The following is a 14174-nucleotide window of genomic DNA, read 5'->3' as shown; positions in this document are numbered from 1 at the left end:
TTCCTCCACGGGCGAGCCGCCCAAGTCGCCGGGTTGGGGTCCCGCCCAGGTCGCGTCTTTACGCCGTCAGGATAGGTGGGCGCAATTCCGCCAAGCTCAAGCCCGGGCTAGTTTTCCTGGGTTGCGGAGGAGCCCGAGATGGACGGCGCGAACGCTTCGACGACCGGTGTGCGGCAGATGGTCCCCCTGCTGAACGTGGCCGATATCGCCACCTCGGCAGGGTTCTATGTCGATGGCCTCGGCTTCCGCATGACCCGGCAGTGGGCGCCGGACGGCGTCCTGCGCTGGTGCTGGCTCGAGGTCGGCGACGCGGCTCTGATGATCCAGCAGAGCTGGCAGGAGGGTGTCGGCCCGGCCCCGCTTCCCACGCCGCCGGGCCAGGGCGTGACGCTCTGCCTGATGTGCGACGACGCGCTCGCGATCTGGCGCGACGTCCGCGGCAGGGGCCTGAAGCCCGACCGGCCCTTCGTCGGCAACGGCCTTTGGGTCGTGTCCTTCCGCGATCCCGACGGCTACCGCATCGACTTCGAGAGCCCGACCGACGTCGCCGAGGAAACGGTGTACGCGGGAGACTAGCGCCAGTCTCCGACCGCCGCCTGCCAGAGCGTCAGCGCGCTGATGGCCGCGGTGTCGGCGCGCAGGATCCGCGGGCCCAGGGTGGCGGGCGTCGCGTAGGGCAGCGCGCGGAGCCTGTCGCGCTCGGCCGGCGAGAAGCCCCCCTCAGGCCCGATCAGGATGGCCCACGCCCCGCCCCCGCCCACCGCCTCCAGGACCGGCTTCGCGTCGCCCGCCTCGTCGCAGAATAGGAGACGGCGGCCGCTCTCCCAGCCTGAGATCAGCTTCTCCAGCTTCACCGGCTCCAGCACTTCGGGCACGTCCAGCCGTCCCGTCTGCTCCGAAGCCTCGACAGCGATGGCCTGCAGGCGGTCGACACGGGTGTGGTCGGCGTTGGTGCGCTCGGTGATCACCGGGCGCACGCGGCGGGCGCCCAGCTCGGCCGCCTTCTCCACGATCGTCTCCAGACGCGCCCGCTTCACCAGCGCGATCACCAGGTCCAGGTCGGGGCCCGTCGCCTGGGGCCGGATCTGCGCCGCGATGTCCAGGGTCACGACGCGCTTGCCCACGGCCGCCAGCACCGCCCGCCACTCGCCGTCGCGGCCGTTGAACACCAGCACCGCGTCGCCGACGGCCTTGCGCATCACCGCGGCGAGGTAGCGGCTCTGGCCCTCGTCCAGGTCCAGGCGCGCGCCAGCGGCGAGGTCATGGGGAATGAACAGGCGGATCATGTGAGCCTTCTTGTCTTGGGCGCGTTCTAGCGCGCCCTTGCCTGCGCCGCACCCGGCGCGCCAGATGCGGACCCAATGATCCTGCGCCTTTTGCCCCTCGCCCTGCTCGCCGCCGGCTGCGCCGCGGTTCCCGCCGCGGACAGGCCATGCTCGGTAAAAGTCGAGTTCGGCAGCTACTGCTGCGGCGTCGACGGCGAGACGAAGGCGGCGGTCGAGCGCTACCTCGCCGGCGCCCGCGGCGTCGCGCGTTCGACCTCCAGCGCCTGGGGTCGTGAGGGCGAGTCGACCCGCTGTGTCGTCACCCGCACCCGCGCCGACACCGACCGCATCTACCGTGACCTCGCAGCGTTGATCCCGCCCATCGCACGCCGCGGTCCGGTCGCGGTGACCACCGCCGACGGCCGCGCCACCCCCACTCAGACCCAAAGGTAGTCATGGCCAAGGACGACGACGACGGCGAACTCGAAGCCCTGCAGGTGGCGCTGGTGCGCTTCCAGCAGTACGCGATCGAAGCGGGCGAGCGCGACCTGGTGATCTTCGAGGGCCGCGACACCGCGGGCAAGGACGGCGCGATCAAGCGCATCGTCGAGCACCTGTCGATCCGCTCCACGCGGGTGGTGGCGCTGCCCAAGCCGACCGATCGCGAGCGCGGCCAGTGGTACTTCCAGCGCTATGTCGAGCATCTGCCCGCCAAGGGTGAACTCGTGATCCTGAACCGCTCCTGGTACAATCGGGCGGGCGTCGAGAAGGTCATGGGATTCTCCACGCCGGATGAGCAGGAGACCTTCCTGCGCGACGTGCCCGTTTTCGAGCGCATGCTGACGGGAAGCGGCGTCCAGGTCGTGAAGCTCTGGCTCGACATCTCTCGGACAGAACAGGCCGAGCGCCTGGAAGCCCGCAAGACCGATCCGTTGAAGGCGCTCAAGATCAGTCCGTTGGACGCCGTCGCCCAGGAGAAGTGGGACGCCTATTCCGCCGCCCGCGACGAGATGCTGCGGCGGACCCACACGACCGACGCGCCCTGGACCATCGTCCACACCGACTCGAAGTCGAAGGCGCGGCTCAACATCATGCGCCACCTGCTGAAGCAGTTGGCGCCTCCGGAGATCGCCGACGCGATAAGTCCGCCGGACCCTGACGTGGTCTTCCCGTTCGAGCCCGCCGCCCTGACCGACGGGCGACTCGAGCCCTGAGGCCGCCATGCAGCTCGTCTTCCTCCACGGTCCGGCCGCCGCCGGGAAGCTGACCGTCGCCCGCGCGGTGGCCGAACGGACCGGCTTTGCGCTGTTCCACAACCATCTGGTGGTCGATGCTGTGGCCGCGGTCTTCCCGTTTGGCAGCCCAGAATTCCGCCGGCTGCGCGAGCGGTTCTGGTTGGAGATGTTCGAGGCGGCGGCGCGCGATGGCCGCTCTCTGGTATTCACCTTCGCGCCCGAGGCGACGGTCACGCCGACCTTTCCGCAAGAGGCTGTCGCCGCCGTTGAGGAGCAGGGCGGTCGTGTGCGTTTCGTCCAGCTTACCTGTCCGCCCGGCGAACTGGCGCGGCGGGTCGAGGGCTCTGATCGCGCCGCCTTCGGCAAGCTGCGCGACCGCGAGCTGTTCCAACGCCTGTCGGCAGAGGGCGCCTTCGACTACCCGGATATCGCCTCGGAGCTGGCCATCGACACCTCCCAGACCTCGCCTGGGGACGCGGCGCAGCGCATCGTCGACAGCCTGGAACTCGCCCTAGACGCGAATGCGACAAACCACCTCAGGTAGTGCTCATTTGTTCCGGCGCGGCCGAGACAACGGCGAAGCTTGTTAACCATCCGTTGACTCAATCTTGTTCCATCTTTGTTCGACGGCTAGCCTGATCTTCCGACTCGCGGAGATCGCATGAAGGACACGCTCACCGCCGGCGAGGCGCGCCGGATCGCGATGGCCGCGCAGGGCTTCGGCGGGGACCGCGAGGCGACGGTTGCAAAGCGCCAGCTGACCAAGCTGGTCGACCGGCTGGGCGTGATCCAGATCGACTCGGTCAACGTGGTCTCGCGCACCCACTACCTGCCGGCTTTCTCGCGATTGGGCGCCTATCCGCGCGCGATGCTGGAAGACATCGCGTGGTCGAAGACGCGGCCGCTGTTCGAGTACTGGGCGCATGAGGCCTCGCTCCTGCCGATGGCCAGCCAGCCGCTGTTCCGCTGGCGGATGGAAGACGCCCAGGCCGGGGTCGGCGTCTGGAAAGGCGTCGCCAAGTTCCTGCGCGAGCGGCGCGACTTCGTGGACCGGGTTCGCGACGAGATCGCCGCCCGCGGCCCCATGTCGGCGAGCGAGCTGGAGATGGGTCACAAGGGCCAGGGCGGCTGGTGGGGCTGGAGCGAGGCCAAGCGCGCCGTCGAGTGCCTGTTCTGGGCCGGGGAGCTGACGACCGCGACCCGGCGCGGCACCTTCGAGCGGGTCTACGGCCTGCCCGAGAAGGTGATCCCCAAGGCCGTGTGGGAGCTGCCCACGCCGGATCGCGCCGACGCCCAGCGCCAGCTCTACCGCATCGCCGCCCGCGCCATGGGCGTGGCCACGTCGAAGGACCTGCGCGACTACTTCCGCATGCCGGTGGAAGGGGCCAAGGACCGCATCGCCGAGCTGGTCGAGGCGGGCGACCTCTTGCCGGTGGCCGTGAAAGGCTGGCGCGAACCCGCCTATCTCGACGCCGGCGCCCGGCGGCCGCGCAGGATCGAGACCCACGCGCTGCTCTCGCCGTTCGACAACCTGATCTGGTTCCGCGAGCGGACCGAGCGGATGTTCGGCGTCCGCTACCGGATCGAGATCTATGTGCCGGCCGAAAAGCGCCAGCACGGCTACTACGTCCTGCCGTTCCTGGAGGGCGACGCCCTGACCGCCCGGGTCGACCTGAAATCCGACCGCAAGGCCGGCGTCCTGATCGTCCAGTCCGCCCACGCCGAACCCTGGGCCAGCGACGAGACGCCCGTGAAGCTGGCGCATGAGCTCAAGCGCATGGCCGGCTGGCTAGGGCTGGAGAGCGTCCGCGTGCAGCCCAAGGGCGACCTGGCCCAGGCGCTCGACGCGGCGCTCTGACGTCCAGACCCGCGAGGGTCAGTCCTCGTCGTCCTCATCGTCGTCGGGCAGGTCGACGACCAAGGCCGGCTTGCCCTGGTGCATGAGTTCGCCGTTGGGCCCTTTCAGGCCCAGCCACTCGTCCATGATCCCGGCCGGCACGGTGTGCGGGGCCTCAGGCGTTTTCTCGGCCATGCGACGGCTCCTCCTTGAGCGGGAGGAACCGTCGCACGCACCTGAGGTTCCGGTCGACCCGGTTCCTCCTCCATCGCGATGGGGGAGGTGCCGGCCAAGCTGACGGAGGGGGCGCTGGCGCCACGCGACGCCCCCGCCACCACTTCGTGGTCCCCCTCCCCCGCTAGCGCGGGTGAGGAACTAGGCGACGCCTTCGGTGACCGCGTGCAGGCGGGCGTAGGCGCCGCCCTTCCGCACCAGGTCGTCGTGACGGCCCTCCTCGACGATCCGGCCCTGGTCGAAGACCAGGATCCGGTCGGCGCCGCGGATGGTCGACAGGCGGTGGGCGATGACGATGGTGGTGCGGCCCACCATCAGCTCCTCCATCGCCGCCTGCACCTGGCGCTCGGTCTCGACGTCCAGCGAGCTGGTCGCCTCGTCCAGCACCAGGATCGGCGCGTCGGCCAGGAAGGCCCGGGCGATGGCGACGCGCTGACGCTCCCCGCCCGACAGCTTCACGCCGCGCTCGCCAACCAGGGTGTCGTAGCCCTTGGGCAGCCTGGCGATGAAGTCGTCGGCCCGCGCCCGCCGGGCGGCCAGGGCCACCTCGGCCGGGGTGGCGTCGGGCCGCGCGTAGCTGATGTTGTCGGCCAGCGACCGGTGGAACAGCGCCGGGTCCTGCGGCACCACGGCGATGGCGCGCCGCAGCGACCCCTGGGTCACCTGGCTGATGTCCTGGCCGTCGATCAGGATCGCGCCCTCCTGCACGTCGTACAGGCGCTGCACCAGCTTCACGAAGGTCGACTTGCCCGAGCCCGTCGGCCCCACCAGCGCCACCCGCTCGCCGGGCGCGATGCGCAGGGTGAACCGGTCGTACAGCGGCGCGGCGGCCGACTTGTAGCGGAAGGTCACCCGGTCGAAGACGATCTCGCCGAGATCGGCGCGGAACGCCGGCGCGGCGGGGCGGTCGGCGACCTGTGCTGACGTCTGGGCGTAGCGGGCCACGTCCTCGATGTCGTCCATGCCCTTCTGGGCCGTGCGGATGTTCTCGCCGATGTTGCGAAGGTAGCCGCTCATCAGCATGAACGCGGTCACCGCGAAGGTGATGTCGCCCACGCTGGCCCGGCCCTGCACCCACTCGCGCAGCAGCAGGCCGGTCAGCCCCGCCTGAAGGCAGACCAGGATCAGGTTGTGGAACAGCCACAGGTCGGTGAAGCGGCCCCAGGTCTTCATCGTCGCCTTGCGCCAGAGTTCGGTGACGCCGCCGATCCGCGCCTCCTCACGGCCCTCGGCGCCAAAGGTCTTCACCGTGGCGTTGGACGAGATGGAGTCCGACAGGGCGCCGCCGATCCGCGAGTCCAGCGCGACCGAGCGCAGGTTCGCCGGCCGCGCCCACAGGGCGGTCAGGTAGATGTTCGACAGGACGTAGATCACCGTCACGACGGCGGCGAACAAGCCCACCATCGGCCACTGCACCAGCATCATCACGCACAGGCCGACCAGGACGATGGCCGCGGGGCCGAACCAGATCAGCACGGCGTCGGTGACCACGTCATAGCCCCACATCGCCCGCGAGAGCCGCCGAACGGTGGCCCCGGCGAAGGTGTCGGCATGCCAGTCGGCCGAGAAGCTCTGCACGCGGCGGAAGCCGTCGTCGGTCATCTCCTTCATGTTGGTCGCCGAAAAGGGGATCAGGAACCGCATGGCGGTGTTCCGGATCACCGAGAAGGCCAGATACACCCCGACGAAGATCGCCCAGGCGCGCCAGGCCGGATCGACGTTGGCGGGACCGGCGGCGACCGCATCGACCAGGCGTCCGGCGGCCCACGGCATCATCAGGTCGAACCCGATCGCGACCAGCGTCAGCGCCACCGTGCCGGCCATCAGCCACGGCCGTCGCCGCCAGTAACCGGCCACAAAGGCCAGCACCTTGCTGTTGGAGAGCTGCCGCTCCCGGGTCTCTTCTTCATCCTCGTAATGGTCGGTCATGGAACGTCTCGAATGCGGGCGCCGGACCGAGGCTCAGAGTCTGAGCGCAGGCAGGTCCGGACGCGGAAATGGGATCGTGGCTTGGCGGGGGGCTTCGAGCCGGAGGCTCGGAGGACCGCGAATGAGGTGTGCCTTGGAGGCGCGCGGGATCGCTTCGAGAAGGTGGCCGGTCAGGCCACGCGGCGAAGCGGCTCGGACTTAACGGAGCGGCGGCGGCGGCCCGAGACGACGTTTGAGGGCGTTGGTCATTGCGACAGCTGTCATCCTGACGGACCTCCCTCATTCGTGGCTTCGAGGAGAGCAAGGCTAGGCGCGGCCTTGGAGGCGGTCAAGGAACGGGGTCGGTCCCGCCGAAGCTTGCGGCCAAGGGTTGCATGACGGCCACAGGGGGGCGCCGCCGGCCGCGGGTCGCAGCCGCCGTGGATCTACCAGCCGGTTCCGCCGGGCATGCGCTGTCCGGGTCGGAGCTTTTCCCAGGGTGGGATGTAGGGCTCGGGCGGGGGATCGGGGGCCTGGGCCGGGCAGCCTGTGCGACGACCGGCTCAGGAGCGGGTTCTCCCCTCCCCCTTGCGGGGAGGGGTCGGGGGTGGGGGTGCGAACCTTCAGGCGCGGAGCCGACACCCCCACTCCCCACCCTCTCCCCGCAAGGGGGAGCGGGCTCTTGGGGCGAGGCCTCGGGCTCGCGGGGAGAGGGGTCCGCCTCCGTCTCCGCCTCGGGCTCGTGGTTCATGCCGATGTCGTCGGCGAGGCGGGCGATGAGGGCTTCGATGGGGGTGTCGGGGAAGTCGTCCTCGTGGACGAGGTCGGATAGGCGCTGGTCGACGTCGTGGCAGAACGCCTCGGCCTCATCCTCGTCGTACTCGTCCCAGACGAGGTTCTCGAGATGGCGGCGAACGCGCTTGCGCTTGAACTCGATCCTGGCCTGACGGTCGCGCTCGGCGGCCTTGCGGTCGGCCTCGGCGGCGGCCTGGGCCTCGCGGGCCTTGGCGGTTTCCTCGCGGTCGAAGCGCTGTTTCAGGGCGATGGTCTGGCGCAGGTTACGGCAGGCCTGGTTGAGGGCCCGACCCGAGCGCTCGAAGGCCTCGTCGTCAGGCGCCGCCTTCTGACGCTGCCCCGCCTCGACCACCGACCCCAGGCACACCTCGGCCATGATCGACAGCATCGCGTCGATACGTTCGGGGGTGAGGACCGGGGGCGCATCCATAAAGAACAAAAGTAGAACATTAGAATGCGGAAGTCAAGGAATCTGCGCTTATCCCGGGCGCGGAACGCCGACGGAGACGGGTGGGCTAGTCCAGTCTGGCTGAGGGAACAGCGGCGACCTGCGGGCACAGCAGGGTGTCGGTGGGCAAGTCCGCTTCACTCTCGCAGTACCAATCGGGCGCATCGATCCGCTGCCCTCCACTATTCTTAAACGCAAGCTTGCCCGGCCATGCCAGCGAGACTCTGCGATAGACCATGCGCGCCGGCTGGACCCAACTATCCCCGCCCTGTGGCTGGTACACGCCGATGTAGACGCCTGGAATTGCGTCCCGCTGACCGTCGAAAAGCAGGTGGTCGGCGTTCAGGTTGGTGCCGGGCTCCCGGCAGAGACTTACAGAGACTCGCCGGAACCCTTCACGAGAGCGACTCAGGTCGCGCACAGACCAGTTGGCGGCGGCGCCAGCTTCCGCGAGCAAAGCTCTGAGCCGTGGCCAGTCTACGGGCGTGATGTCGAGCGTTGCGCCAGCCACGGGGCTGATCGAACGCCGCCCGTCACGCATCACGTTGTGGCAACTCAGGTCCGGCGGGCCTCGCATCATCCGCAACCCCGCCAACGTCCCGTACATAGCAGCGACAAGGAACAGCAGCGAGGTGGCGGCGCCGGCCAGGACCGTGCGCCGCCCACTGAGCAGGCGGTCCGGTAGCGCCTGAAGTTGCGCCGCAATCCACGCGACGAGCCCGATGGCAAACCCTACCGCCGACATAAAGACCAGACCGCCTGGGCCCGCCGTGATCATGGCAAACAGTCCAGCCGGAACTGCGCCGGCCAGCGCACCCGTGCCCATCGCATGAAGCGGCCCCGCCCAACCTCGGGCGCGCATGATCAGCGCCAGGGGAAGCCCAACGACGAGGGCGTAGCCCACGGTCATCGGCAGGAATGCAGCGGCGACCCACGGCATGAGCCCGGGCATCATCGGGACGCAGACAGCAAGCGTGGCGACGATGAGGGCTACGGTATGGCGCAACGCCGTCAGCCAGCCCGGCGTCTCCGTCGCCAGCGGACGCACGCCTAACCCTTTCGCTCGCGCTTGATCTTGGCGCTTTCCTTTTTCAGCGGCGCCGAGACCGGGCAGACGTTCTGGACGAAGCCGTTCAGCGTGTTGACCAGGTTCTCGCGGACCAGGGCGTACCAGACGAACTGCCCGCGCTTCTCGCTGGTGACCAGGCCGGCGTTCTCCAGAATCTGCAGGTGCTTGGAGATGGCCGGCTTGCTCATCTCGAACCGGCCCGCGATGTCGCCGGCAGTGAGCTCAGTCTCCGACAGATAGGCCAGGATCTTGCGCCGGGGCGTGGACGCCAGCGCCTCGAAGACCTTCTCCATCACACGAATTCCTAATTAACTTTCGAGTTAATTGCCTAAATATAGGAAGCGCTGTCAAGCGGCGTTTCATGGCGACCCAAACTTCCCCACCCCGGCCGGCTGGCGCCGGCCTGCCCCTCCCCATAAAGGGGAGGGAATGACCCGGTCCGCTCCCCTCCCCGACGCCGCCCCGACGAACTGGGTGGACGCCTATGCGCCGGTCGGCCTGCGGCCGTGGCTGAAGCTGGGGCGGTTCGATCGGCCGGCGGGGATCTGGCTGCTGATGCTGCCGGGATGGCAGGGGATCGGGCTGGCGGCGGCGATGCAGGGGCGGCTGCCCGATCCGGTGCTGCTGGGACTGTTCTTCCTGGGCGCGGCGCTGATGCGGGCGGCGGGGTGCGCGTACAACGACATCGTGGATCGCGACATCGACGCCAAGGTCGCGCGCACCGCGATGCGGCCCGTGGCGTCGGGGCAGATCAGCGTCAAGAAGGCCTGGGCGTTCGTGCTGGGGTGCTGCCTCGCCTCGCTGGTGATCCTCCTGGCATTGCCGCCGCTGTGCTGGGCGCTGGGGGTGGCTTCGCTGGGGCTGGTGGCCGCCTACCCGTTCATGAAGCGGATCACCTGGTGGCCGCAGGCGTGGCTGGGGCTGACGTTCAACTGGGGCGCGCTGATGGGGTTCGCGGCGGCGGCCCACATCCCCGAAATGCTGATGGCCGGCCGGCTCTATGGCGTCTCGCCCGCGGTGACGCTGACCACGGCCCTCCTGCCACCGCTGCTGCTCTACCTGGGCGGGGTCGCGTGGACCCTGGGCTACGACACGATCTATGCGATCCAGGACCTGGAGGACGACGCGCTGGCGGGTGTGAAGTCGTCGGCCCGGCGGCTGGGAGACGCGGCGCCCCGCGCGGTGCTGGCCTTCTACGCGATCGCCGCCGCGTTGCCGGCGGGAGCCGCCGTCGCGGGTCGGCTTGGCCCCGGATTCCACGCCGGCCTCGCGCTCTATGCGGCCCACCTGCTGGTCTGGCAGGCCACGCGGGTGCGGACCGACGACCCCGCGCTGGCGCTGAAGCTGTTCCGCTCCAACACCTGGGCCGGCGTGATCCTCTTCGTGGCGATCGCGGCGGGGGCTTTTTAGGCCCAAGGCGCCTCGGAACCACGGATTTCACCGATTTCACGGGTCGCGCACGAGAGGCGCCGACGCCGCGCCCATCCGTGCGATCCGTGGGTCACTCGCGAAGCGTGGCGGGGACGGTTGGCCTGGCCCTAGCGCTTCGCCGTCCAGCCCGGCAGGGACATCTGCCGCCGCTTCGGCTTGCGGCCGATCAGCCGCATCAGTCCGTCGAGAATTGCCCGGGTCATACGCTACGCCTCCGTCGATCTCCGCAGGGTGGCGTACGACCATGTCCGGCACGTGGCGACGGGGCGAAAGGATGCAGCGACGAATGCGCGCAGGGGGTGAGCCCATGACAACCGAAACGGGCGCCCCGTCGCCTTTGACCCCGCGTCTTGTATGACATACAAACAAGGGCATGGCCGAGGTCCATGCCCTTGCAGACGTCCGCGCCGTGCGTGAGCCCGGCAAGCGGATGCGCTCGCGCCTGCTGGACGCCGCGGTCGAGATGTTCAAGGCCAAGGGGCTGTCGGCCGTATCGGTCGCCGAGATCGCCACGGCGGCCGGCGCCTATCCCAGCCAGATCACCTACTACTTCCGCACCAAGGAGGCCCTGTTCGTCGAGGCCGCCTGCCGCGAGGTGCTCTATGTGGCCCGCCAGGCCGAACTGGCCGCCGCGGGCGCCGCCTCGGGCCGCGACTACAATCGCCGACTGGTCGAGACGGTGATCGGCTCGCCGGGCCTGGCCCTGTTCGTCGAAGCGCTGTCGCTCACGCGCCGGCGACAGGATCTGGCCCCGCTGGTCGAGCGCACGTTCGAGCGTCTGCACGCCGAGGGCGACCGCGCCTATGGCGAGGTCCGGCACCAGCGCGGCTGGTCCGAGGTCCAGCCGTCGGCCACGGTCGCACGCCGCTTCTGGACCCTGGCGCTGGGCGTTACGCTGCGCGAAGGCGCGACCGAAGCCACGCTTTCCGAGGCGGTCGCCGAGATGACCGCCCTGCTCGACACCCGCCCCAACGGAGACCGCTGATGGCCGCCGCCGCCCGCGTCGCCCCCAAGGACTACTTCACGCCGCAGGAATGGAGCCCCCTGTCGACGAAGTCGTCGTGGAAGGGACCGGCGATGGTCGCCCATGCCTGGATCGTCATCGGCCTGGCCGCCGCCATGGCCATGGCGTTCCCGATCACCATCCCGCTGGCCGTGATGATCATCGGCGCGCGCCAGCTGGGCCTGGCGATCCTGATGCACGACGCCGCCCACGGCGCGCTGCACCCGAACCTGAAGGTCAACGACTGGCTGGGCGAATACCTGACGCCCGGCGGCCTGGTTCAGTACCGGACCTACCACCTGGGCCACCACAAGTTCGCCCAGCAGGCCGAGGACCCCGACCTGGGCCTGTCGGCCCCGTTCCCGATCACGCGGGTCAGCCTGCGCCGCAAGATCCTCCGCGACCTGACCGGCCAGACCCACTTCAAGCAGCGCTGGGCGCCGCTGTTCCGGCGCATCGGCGAGAAACGGCCGGGCGAGAGCGCGCCCGGGCTGATCTGGGGGTTCGTCAAGCGCCGGCCGCGCTTCTTCATCGGCGGGGCGGTGACGATCGCCCTGACGGCGCCCTTGGGCTTCTGGTGGGCCTGGTTCGTGCTGTGGTGGCTGCCGTCGGCGACCTGGCTGCCGCTGGTGACGCGCCTGCGCAACATCGCCGAGCACGCCTGCATCCCCAAGGACGAGCCCGATCCGCTGCGCCATGCGCGCACCACGCGGGCCAGCCTTTTGGAACGGATGTTCCTCGCGCCCTATTACGTGAACTACCACTGCGAGCATCACATGTTCATGCATATCCCCTGCTACAACCTGCCCCGCACCCACCGCCTGCTGCGGGACAAGGGCGTGCTGAGCGGCATGCTGACGGCGCCCAGCTACATGGACGTGATGCGCATGGCCGCGTCCAAGCCCGACCGGCAGGACAGGGGCGGCAGCGCCACGCCCGAGAAGCGCGGCATCGTGCAGACGGTGATCCAATGAAGCCGGCCGCCCTCGCGCTCCAGCGGTTCGCCGACAAGTGGGGCGATCCCGACCTGCTCCCGGAACTGATCGACTCGGGCGACCTGGCCATCGCCGAGCACCGGATGGGGCGGCGGTTCCCCGAGGCCTATGTGCACGCAGTGACGCTGGTGGGGCTGCCGCTGCCGACGCTCTCGCTGTCGAACAGCCTGATGGAAGCCGACGCCGACGCCAGCGACATCGAGGCCTTCTTCACGCCCGAGGAGATCACCGCGGGCTTGAACGCCCACCGGACCGCCGCGACGCCCGCGGCGTTCGTGGCTTTCGCTTCGGACTCCTGCGGCGACCGCTACGGATTCCTGTGCACGCCGGGCAACAGCGCACGACCGGCCGAGGGCGGCGTCTTCCAGATGGACCACGAGAACGGCGAGGTGATGGAGGTGGCCGGGAGCTTCCTGGACTGGCTCCTAGACTACAACCGGATCGCCCTCGTCCACTTCGACGAGGCCTAGCCCAGCGCGCCGGCCAGCCGCTTCGGCGCCGCGAGGCTCCAGCTTGAGCGCAGGCGCGACTCCACCAGGTCCCAGTCCACCCGCTCTTCCGCGAGACAGATCGCCACCCAGCCCGAGGGCCAGAGGTAGGCGGGCTTCGAGTAGGTGTCCGGGTCGGCCTGCCAGAGGAACTCCTGCTCGTCGCGCCCGGTGGTCTTCACGCAGACGCAGGTCAGGCCGTCGCCGTGATGGTTGTGGCGAAAGTAGGCGAACATCTTGCCCGCCACGTCGAAGGCCGGGATCCCGTGGCTGATCCGCTCGCCGGTCTCGGGCAGGGCCAGGCAGAGGGCGCGCAGGCGCTGTTCGGCGGCGGCGGGATCGGATGCGAGCATGGCGCCCACCTTACCGCTTCCGGTAAGGAGCCGCCATGATCCCCCTTGCGGCGCGCCGCCAGTTCATCGTCGCCAACACCCGCCTGCAGTCGCCGCCGCACACGCCCGAGCTCACGCTGCACCTCGCCGACGAGGTGACGCCGATCTGGCGCATGACCGAGGAGGCGCTGGCCGAGATCGGGGTGCCGCCGCCGTTCTGGGCCTTCGCCTGGGCGGGCGGCCAGGCGCTGGCGCGCCATGTGCTCGATCGTCCTGACGTGGTGAGCGGCAAGGCCGTGGTCGACTTCGCCTCGGGATCGGGGATCGTGGGGATCGCCGCCATGCAGGCCGGGGCGACCCGCGTCCTGGCCGCCGACATCGATCCCTTCTGCGGCGAGGCGCTGTCGCTGAACGCCACCGCCAACGGGGTGGCCGTGGACTACACCGACGCCGACCTGCTGGATGCGCCGCCGCCGCCCTGGGCCGATGTCATCCTGGCCGGCGACATCTGCTACGAGAAGCCGCTGGCCGACCGGGTGATGGCCTGGCTGGCCGAGGCGCGCGCCGCCGGCGCCACGGTGCTGATCGGCGATCCCGGCCGCAGCTACTTCCCGCGCGAGGGCCTCGTGAAGCTGGCGGAGTACCAGGTGCCCACCACCCGCGAACTCGAGGACCAGGAGGTGAAGAAGACCGCCGTCTGGACTCTGCCCTAGGCTCGATATAGAACAAACGGGCAACTTTGGAGGCGCGGATGCGTGAGGACGGCAAGGTCGACTATGTGGAAATGCCGGGCGGGGAGCTGCCCGCCACCAAGGCCTTCTACGCCCAGGCGTTCGGCTGGGGCTTCACCGACTACGGGCCCGACTACGCCGCCTTCAACGAGGGGCTGGATGGCGGTTTCCACACCGGCCAGGAGGACGAGGGCGCCGTCGCCAAGCCGCTGGTGATCCTCTACGCCCACGACCTGGAGGCTATGGAGTCCAAGGTCCGCGCCGCCGGCGGCGCCGTCACCAAGCCCATCTTCGCCTTCCCCGGCGGACGGAGATTCCACTTCACCGACCCGGCGGGGAACGAACTGGCGGTGTGGAGCGAGGGGTAGCGGGCCGGCGCGCCAGGGTTGTAGGTTGCCGGTGG

Annotated in this window: 18 protein-coding genes; 11 read left to right on the top strand and 7 right to left on the bottom strand. The window is 69.6% G+C overall.

From position 1 onward, the window contains the following. The first annotated feature begins 138 nt into the window (after positions 1-138). A complete protein-coding gene (locus ACQ66R_RS16835; protein WP_430423842.1) occupies positions 139-576 on the top strand; it encodes a VOC family protein in 438 nt (145 codons plus the stop codon). Here ACQ66R_RS16835 and ACQ66R_RS16830 read toward each other — a convergent pair. After that, positions 573-1286, bottom strand: a complete 714-nt coding sequence (locus tag ACQ66R_RS16830) for a 16S rRNA (uracil(1498)-N(3))-methyltransferase (protein ID WP_430423841.1) — start codon at positions 1284-1286, stop codon at positions 573-575. The two genes, ACQ66R_RS16835 and ACQ66R_RS16830, sit on opposite strands and share 4 nt — an antisense overlap. 75 nt (positions 1287-1361) lie before the next feature. Between ACQ66R_RS16830 and ACQ66R_RS16825 the strand changes: the two genes are divergently transcribed. From ACQ66R_RS16825 to ACQ66R_RS16810, 4 genes are all read left to right on the top strand, one after another. Further along, complete coding sequence (locus tag ACQ66R_RS16825) at positions 1362-1718, top strand: hypothetical protein (RefSeq protein ID WP_430423840.1); 357 nt, start codon at positions 1362-1364, stop codon at positions 1716-1718. A gap of 2 nt (positions 1719-1720) precedes the next feature. After that, positions 1721-2479, top strand: coding sequence for a polyphosphate kinase 2 (gene ppk2 / locus ACQ66R_RS16820; RefSeq protein ID WP_430423839.1), 759 nt, complete (start codon positions 1721-1723; stop codon positions 2477-2479). Between the two features lie 7 nt (positions 2480-2486). Further along, on the top strand, positions 2487-3044 hold the full coding sequence (locus ACQ66R_RS16815; protein WP_430423838.1) for a shikimate kinase: 558 nt from the start codon (positions 2487-2489) through the stop codon (positions 3042-3044). A 117-nt stretch (positions 3045-3161) separates the two neighbouring features. Then, positions 3162-4358: a winged helix-turn-helix domain-containing protein gene (locus ACQ66R_RS16810; protein WP_430423837.1), complete on the top strand. Its 1197-nt coding sequence runs from the start codon at positions 3162-3164 to the stop codon at positions 4356-4358. Between the two features lie 18 nt (positions 4359-4376). On the opposite strand, the gene ACQ66R_RS16805 is transcribed toward ACQ66R_RS16810, so the two are convergent. From ACQ66R_RS16805 to ACQ66R_RS16785, 5 genes are all read right to left on the bottom strand, one after another. Then, on the bottom strand, positions 4377-4532 hold the full coding sequence (locus ACQ66R_RS16805) for a hypothetical protein (RefSeq protein ID WP_430423836.1): 156 nt from the start codon (positions 4530-4532) through the stop codon (positions 4377-4379). 180 nt (positions 4533-4712) lie between these two features. After that, positions 4713-6500 (bottom strand): ABC transporter ATP-binding protein, encoded by a 1788-nt coding sequence (locus ACQ66R_RS16800; protein ID WP_430423835.1) that lies wholly within the window; start codon positions 6498-6500, stop codon positions 4713-4715. A gap of 328 nt (positions 6501-6828) precedes the next feature. Continuing rightward, complete coding sequence (locus tag ACQ66R_RS16795) at positions 6829-7704, bottom strand: hypothetical protein (RefSeq protein ID WP_430423834.1); 876 nt, start codon at positions 7702-7704, stop codon at positions 6829-6831. Between the two features lie 85 nt (positions 7705-7789). Continuing rightward, complete coding sequence (locus ACQ66R_RS16790) at positions 7790-8770, bottom strand: hypothetical protein (protein WP_430423833.1); 981 nt, start codon at positions 8768-8770, stop codon at positions 7790-7792. Positions 8771-8772: 2 nt separating this feature from the next. Continuing rightward, on the bottom strand, positions 8773-9084 hold the full coding sequence (locus ACQ66R_RS16785; protein ID WP_430423832.1) for a metalloregulator ArsR/SmtB family transcription factor: 312 nt from the start codon (positions 9082-9084) through the stop codon (positions 8773-8775). A 136-nt stretch (positions 9085-9220) separates the two neighbouring features. Here ACQ66R_RS16785 and ubiA point away from each other — a divergent pair, with 136 nt between their 5' ends. The 4 genes from ubiA (at position 9221) to ACQ66R_RS16765 (ending at position 12690) form a co-directional block, all read left to right on the top strand. Further along, entirely contained in the window at positions 9221-10201 is a 981-nt protein-coding gene (gene ubiA / locus ACQ66R_RS16780) for a 4-hydroxybenzoate octaprenyltransferase (RefSeq protein WP_430423831.1), read from the top strand. A gap of 394 nt (positions 10202-10595) precedes the next feature. Next, positions 10596-11207: a TetR/AcrR family transcriptional regulator C-terminal domain-containing protein gene (locus ACQ66R_RS16775; RefSeq protein ID WP_430423830.1), complete on the top strand. Its 612-nt coding sequence runs from the start codon at positions 10596-10598 to the stop codon at positions 11205-11207. Beyond that, on the top strand, positions 11207-12199 hold the full coding sequence (locus tag ACQ66R_RS16770; protein ID WP_430423829.1) for a fatty acid desaturase family protein: 993 nt from the start codon (positions 11207-11209) through the stop codon (positions 12197-12199). Before ACQ66R_RS16775 ends, ACQ66R_RS16770 begins: the two co-directional genes overlap by 1 nt. Next, on the top strand, positions 12196-12690 hold the full coding sequence (locus ACQ66R_RS16765; RefSeq protein ID WP_430423828.1) for an SMI1/KNR4 family protein: 495 nt from the start codon (positions 12196-12198) through the stop codon (positions 12688-12690). The genes ACQ66R_RS16770 and ACQ66R_RS16765 overlap by 4 nt, the downstream gene beginning before the upstream one ends. Here the strand turns inward: ACQ66R_RS16765 and ACQ66R_RS16760 are convergent. Then, positions 12687-13061, bottom strand: a complete 375-nt coding sequence (locus tag ACQ66R_RS16760; RefSeq protein ID WP_430423827.1) for an MmcQ/YjbR family DNA-binding protein — start codon at positions 13059-13061, stop codon at positions 12687-12689. The two genes, ACQ66R_RS16765 and ACQ66R_RS16760, sit on opposite strands and share 4 nt — an antisense overlap. 35 nt (positions 13062-13096) lie before the next feature. On the opposite strand from ACQ66R_RS16760, the gene ACQ66R_RS16755 reads away from it, so the two are divergent. Together ACQ66R_RS16755 and ACQ66R_RS16750 are read left to right on the top strand one after the other, a co-directional pair. Continuing rightward, positions 13097-13753 (top strand): class I SAM-dependent methyltransferase, encoded by a 657-nt coding sequence (locus tag ACQ66R_RS16755; protein ID WP_430423826.1) that lies wholly within the window; start codon positions 13097-13099, stop codon positions 13751-13753. A 38-nt stretch (positions 13754-13791) separates the two neighbouring features. Next, positions 13792-14139 carry a VOC family protein gene (locus tag ACQ66R_RS16750; protein WP_430423825.1) on the top strand — a complete coding sequence of 116 codons (348 nt, stop codon included), beginning with the start codon at positions 13792-13794 and terminating at the stop codon, positions 14137-14139. Positions 14140-14174: the final 35 nt, after the last annotated feature.

This window comes from Phenylobacterium sp., assembly GCF_965284355.1.
Classification (GTDB): Bacteria; Pseudomonadota; Alphaproteobacteria; order Caulobacterales; family Caulobacteraceae; genus Phenylobacterium.
The sequence above is the reverse complement of the archived record's forward strand: the minus strand, read 5'-3'. Positions and strand labels throughout refer to the sequence as shown.

Coding starts and splice junctions, on each gene's coding strand:
- ppk2 (WP_430423839.1), top strand. CDS start 1,721: ATGGCCAAGGACGACGACGACGGCGAACTCGAAGCCCTGCAGGTGGCG.
- ACQ66R_RS16765 (WP_430423828.1), top strand. CDS start 12,196: ATGAAGCCGGCCGCCCTCGCGCTCCAGCGGTTCGCCGACAAGTGGGGC.
- ACQ66R_RS16755 (WP_430423826.1), top strand. CDS start 13,097: ATGATCCCCCTTGCGGCGCGCCGCCAGTTCATCGTCGCCAACACCCGC.
- ACQ66R_RS16815 (WP_430423838.1), top strand. CDS start 2,487: ATGCAGCTCGTCTTCCTCCACGGTCCGGCCGCCGCCGGGAAGCTGACC.
- ACQ66R_RS16800 (WP_430423835.1), bottom strand. CDS start 6,500: ATGACCGACCATTACGAGGATGAAGAAGAGACCCGGGAGCGGCAGCTC.
- ACQ66R_RS16825 (WP_430423840.1), top strand. CDS start 1,362: ATGATCCTGCGCCTTTTGCCCCTCGCCCTGCTCGCCGCCGGCTGCGCC.
- ACQ66R_RS16770 (WP_430423829.1), top strand. CDS start 11,207: ATGGCCGCCGCCGCCCGCGTCGCCCCCAAGGACTACTTCACGCCGCAG.
- ACQ66R_RS16830 (WP_430423841.1), bottom strand. CDS start 1,286: ATGATCCGCCTGTTCATTCCCCATGACCTCGCCGCTGGCGCGCGCCTG.
- ACQ66R_RS16775 (WP_430423830.1), top strand. CDS start 10,596: ATGGCCGAGGTCCATGCCCTTGCAGACGTCCGCGCCGTGCGTGAGCCC.
- ACQ66R_RS16760 (WP_430423827.1), bottom strand. CDS start 13,061: ATGCTCGCATCCGATCCCGCCGCCGCCGAACAGCGCCTGCGCGCCCTC.
- ACQ66R_RS16805 (WP_430423836.1), bottom strand. CDS start 4,532: ATGGCCGAGAAAACGCCTGAGGCCCCGCACACCGTGCCGGCCGGGATC.
- ACQ66R_RS16795 (WP_430423834.1), bottom strand. CDS start 7,704: ATGGATGCGCCCCCGGTCCTCACCCCCGAACGTATCGACGCGATGCTG.
- ACQ66R_RS16810 (WP_430423837.1), top strand. CDS start 3,162: ATGAAGGACACGCTCACCGCCGGCGAGGCGCGCCGGATCGCGATGGCC.
- ACQ66R_RS16785 (WP_430423832.1), bottom strand. CDS start 9,084: ATGGAGAAGGTCTTCGAGGCGCTGGCGTCCACGCCCCGGCGCAAGATC.
- ACQ66R_RS16750 (WP_430423825.1), top strand. CDS start 13,792: ATGCGTGAGGACGGCAAGGTCGACTATGTGGAAATGCCGGGCGGGGAG.
- ACQ66R_RS16835 (WP_430423842.1), top strand. CDS start 139: ATGGACGGCGCGAACGCTTCGACGACCGGTGTGCGGCAGATGGTCCCC.
- ubiA (WP_430423831.1), top strand. CDS start 9,221: ATGACCCGGTCCGCTCCCCTCCCCGACGCCGCCCCGACGAACTGGGTG.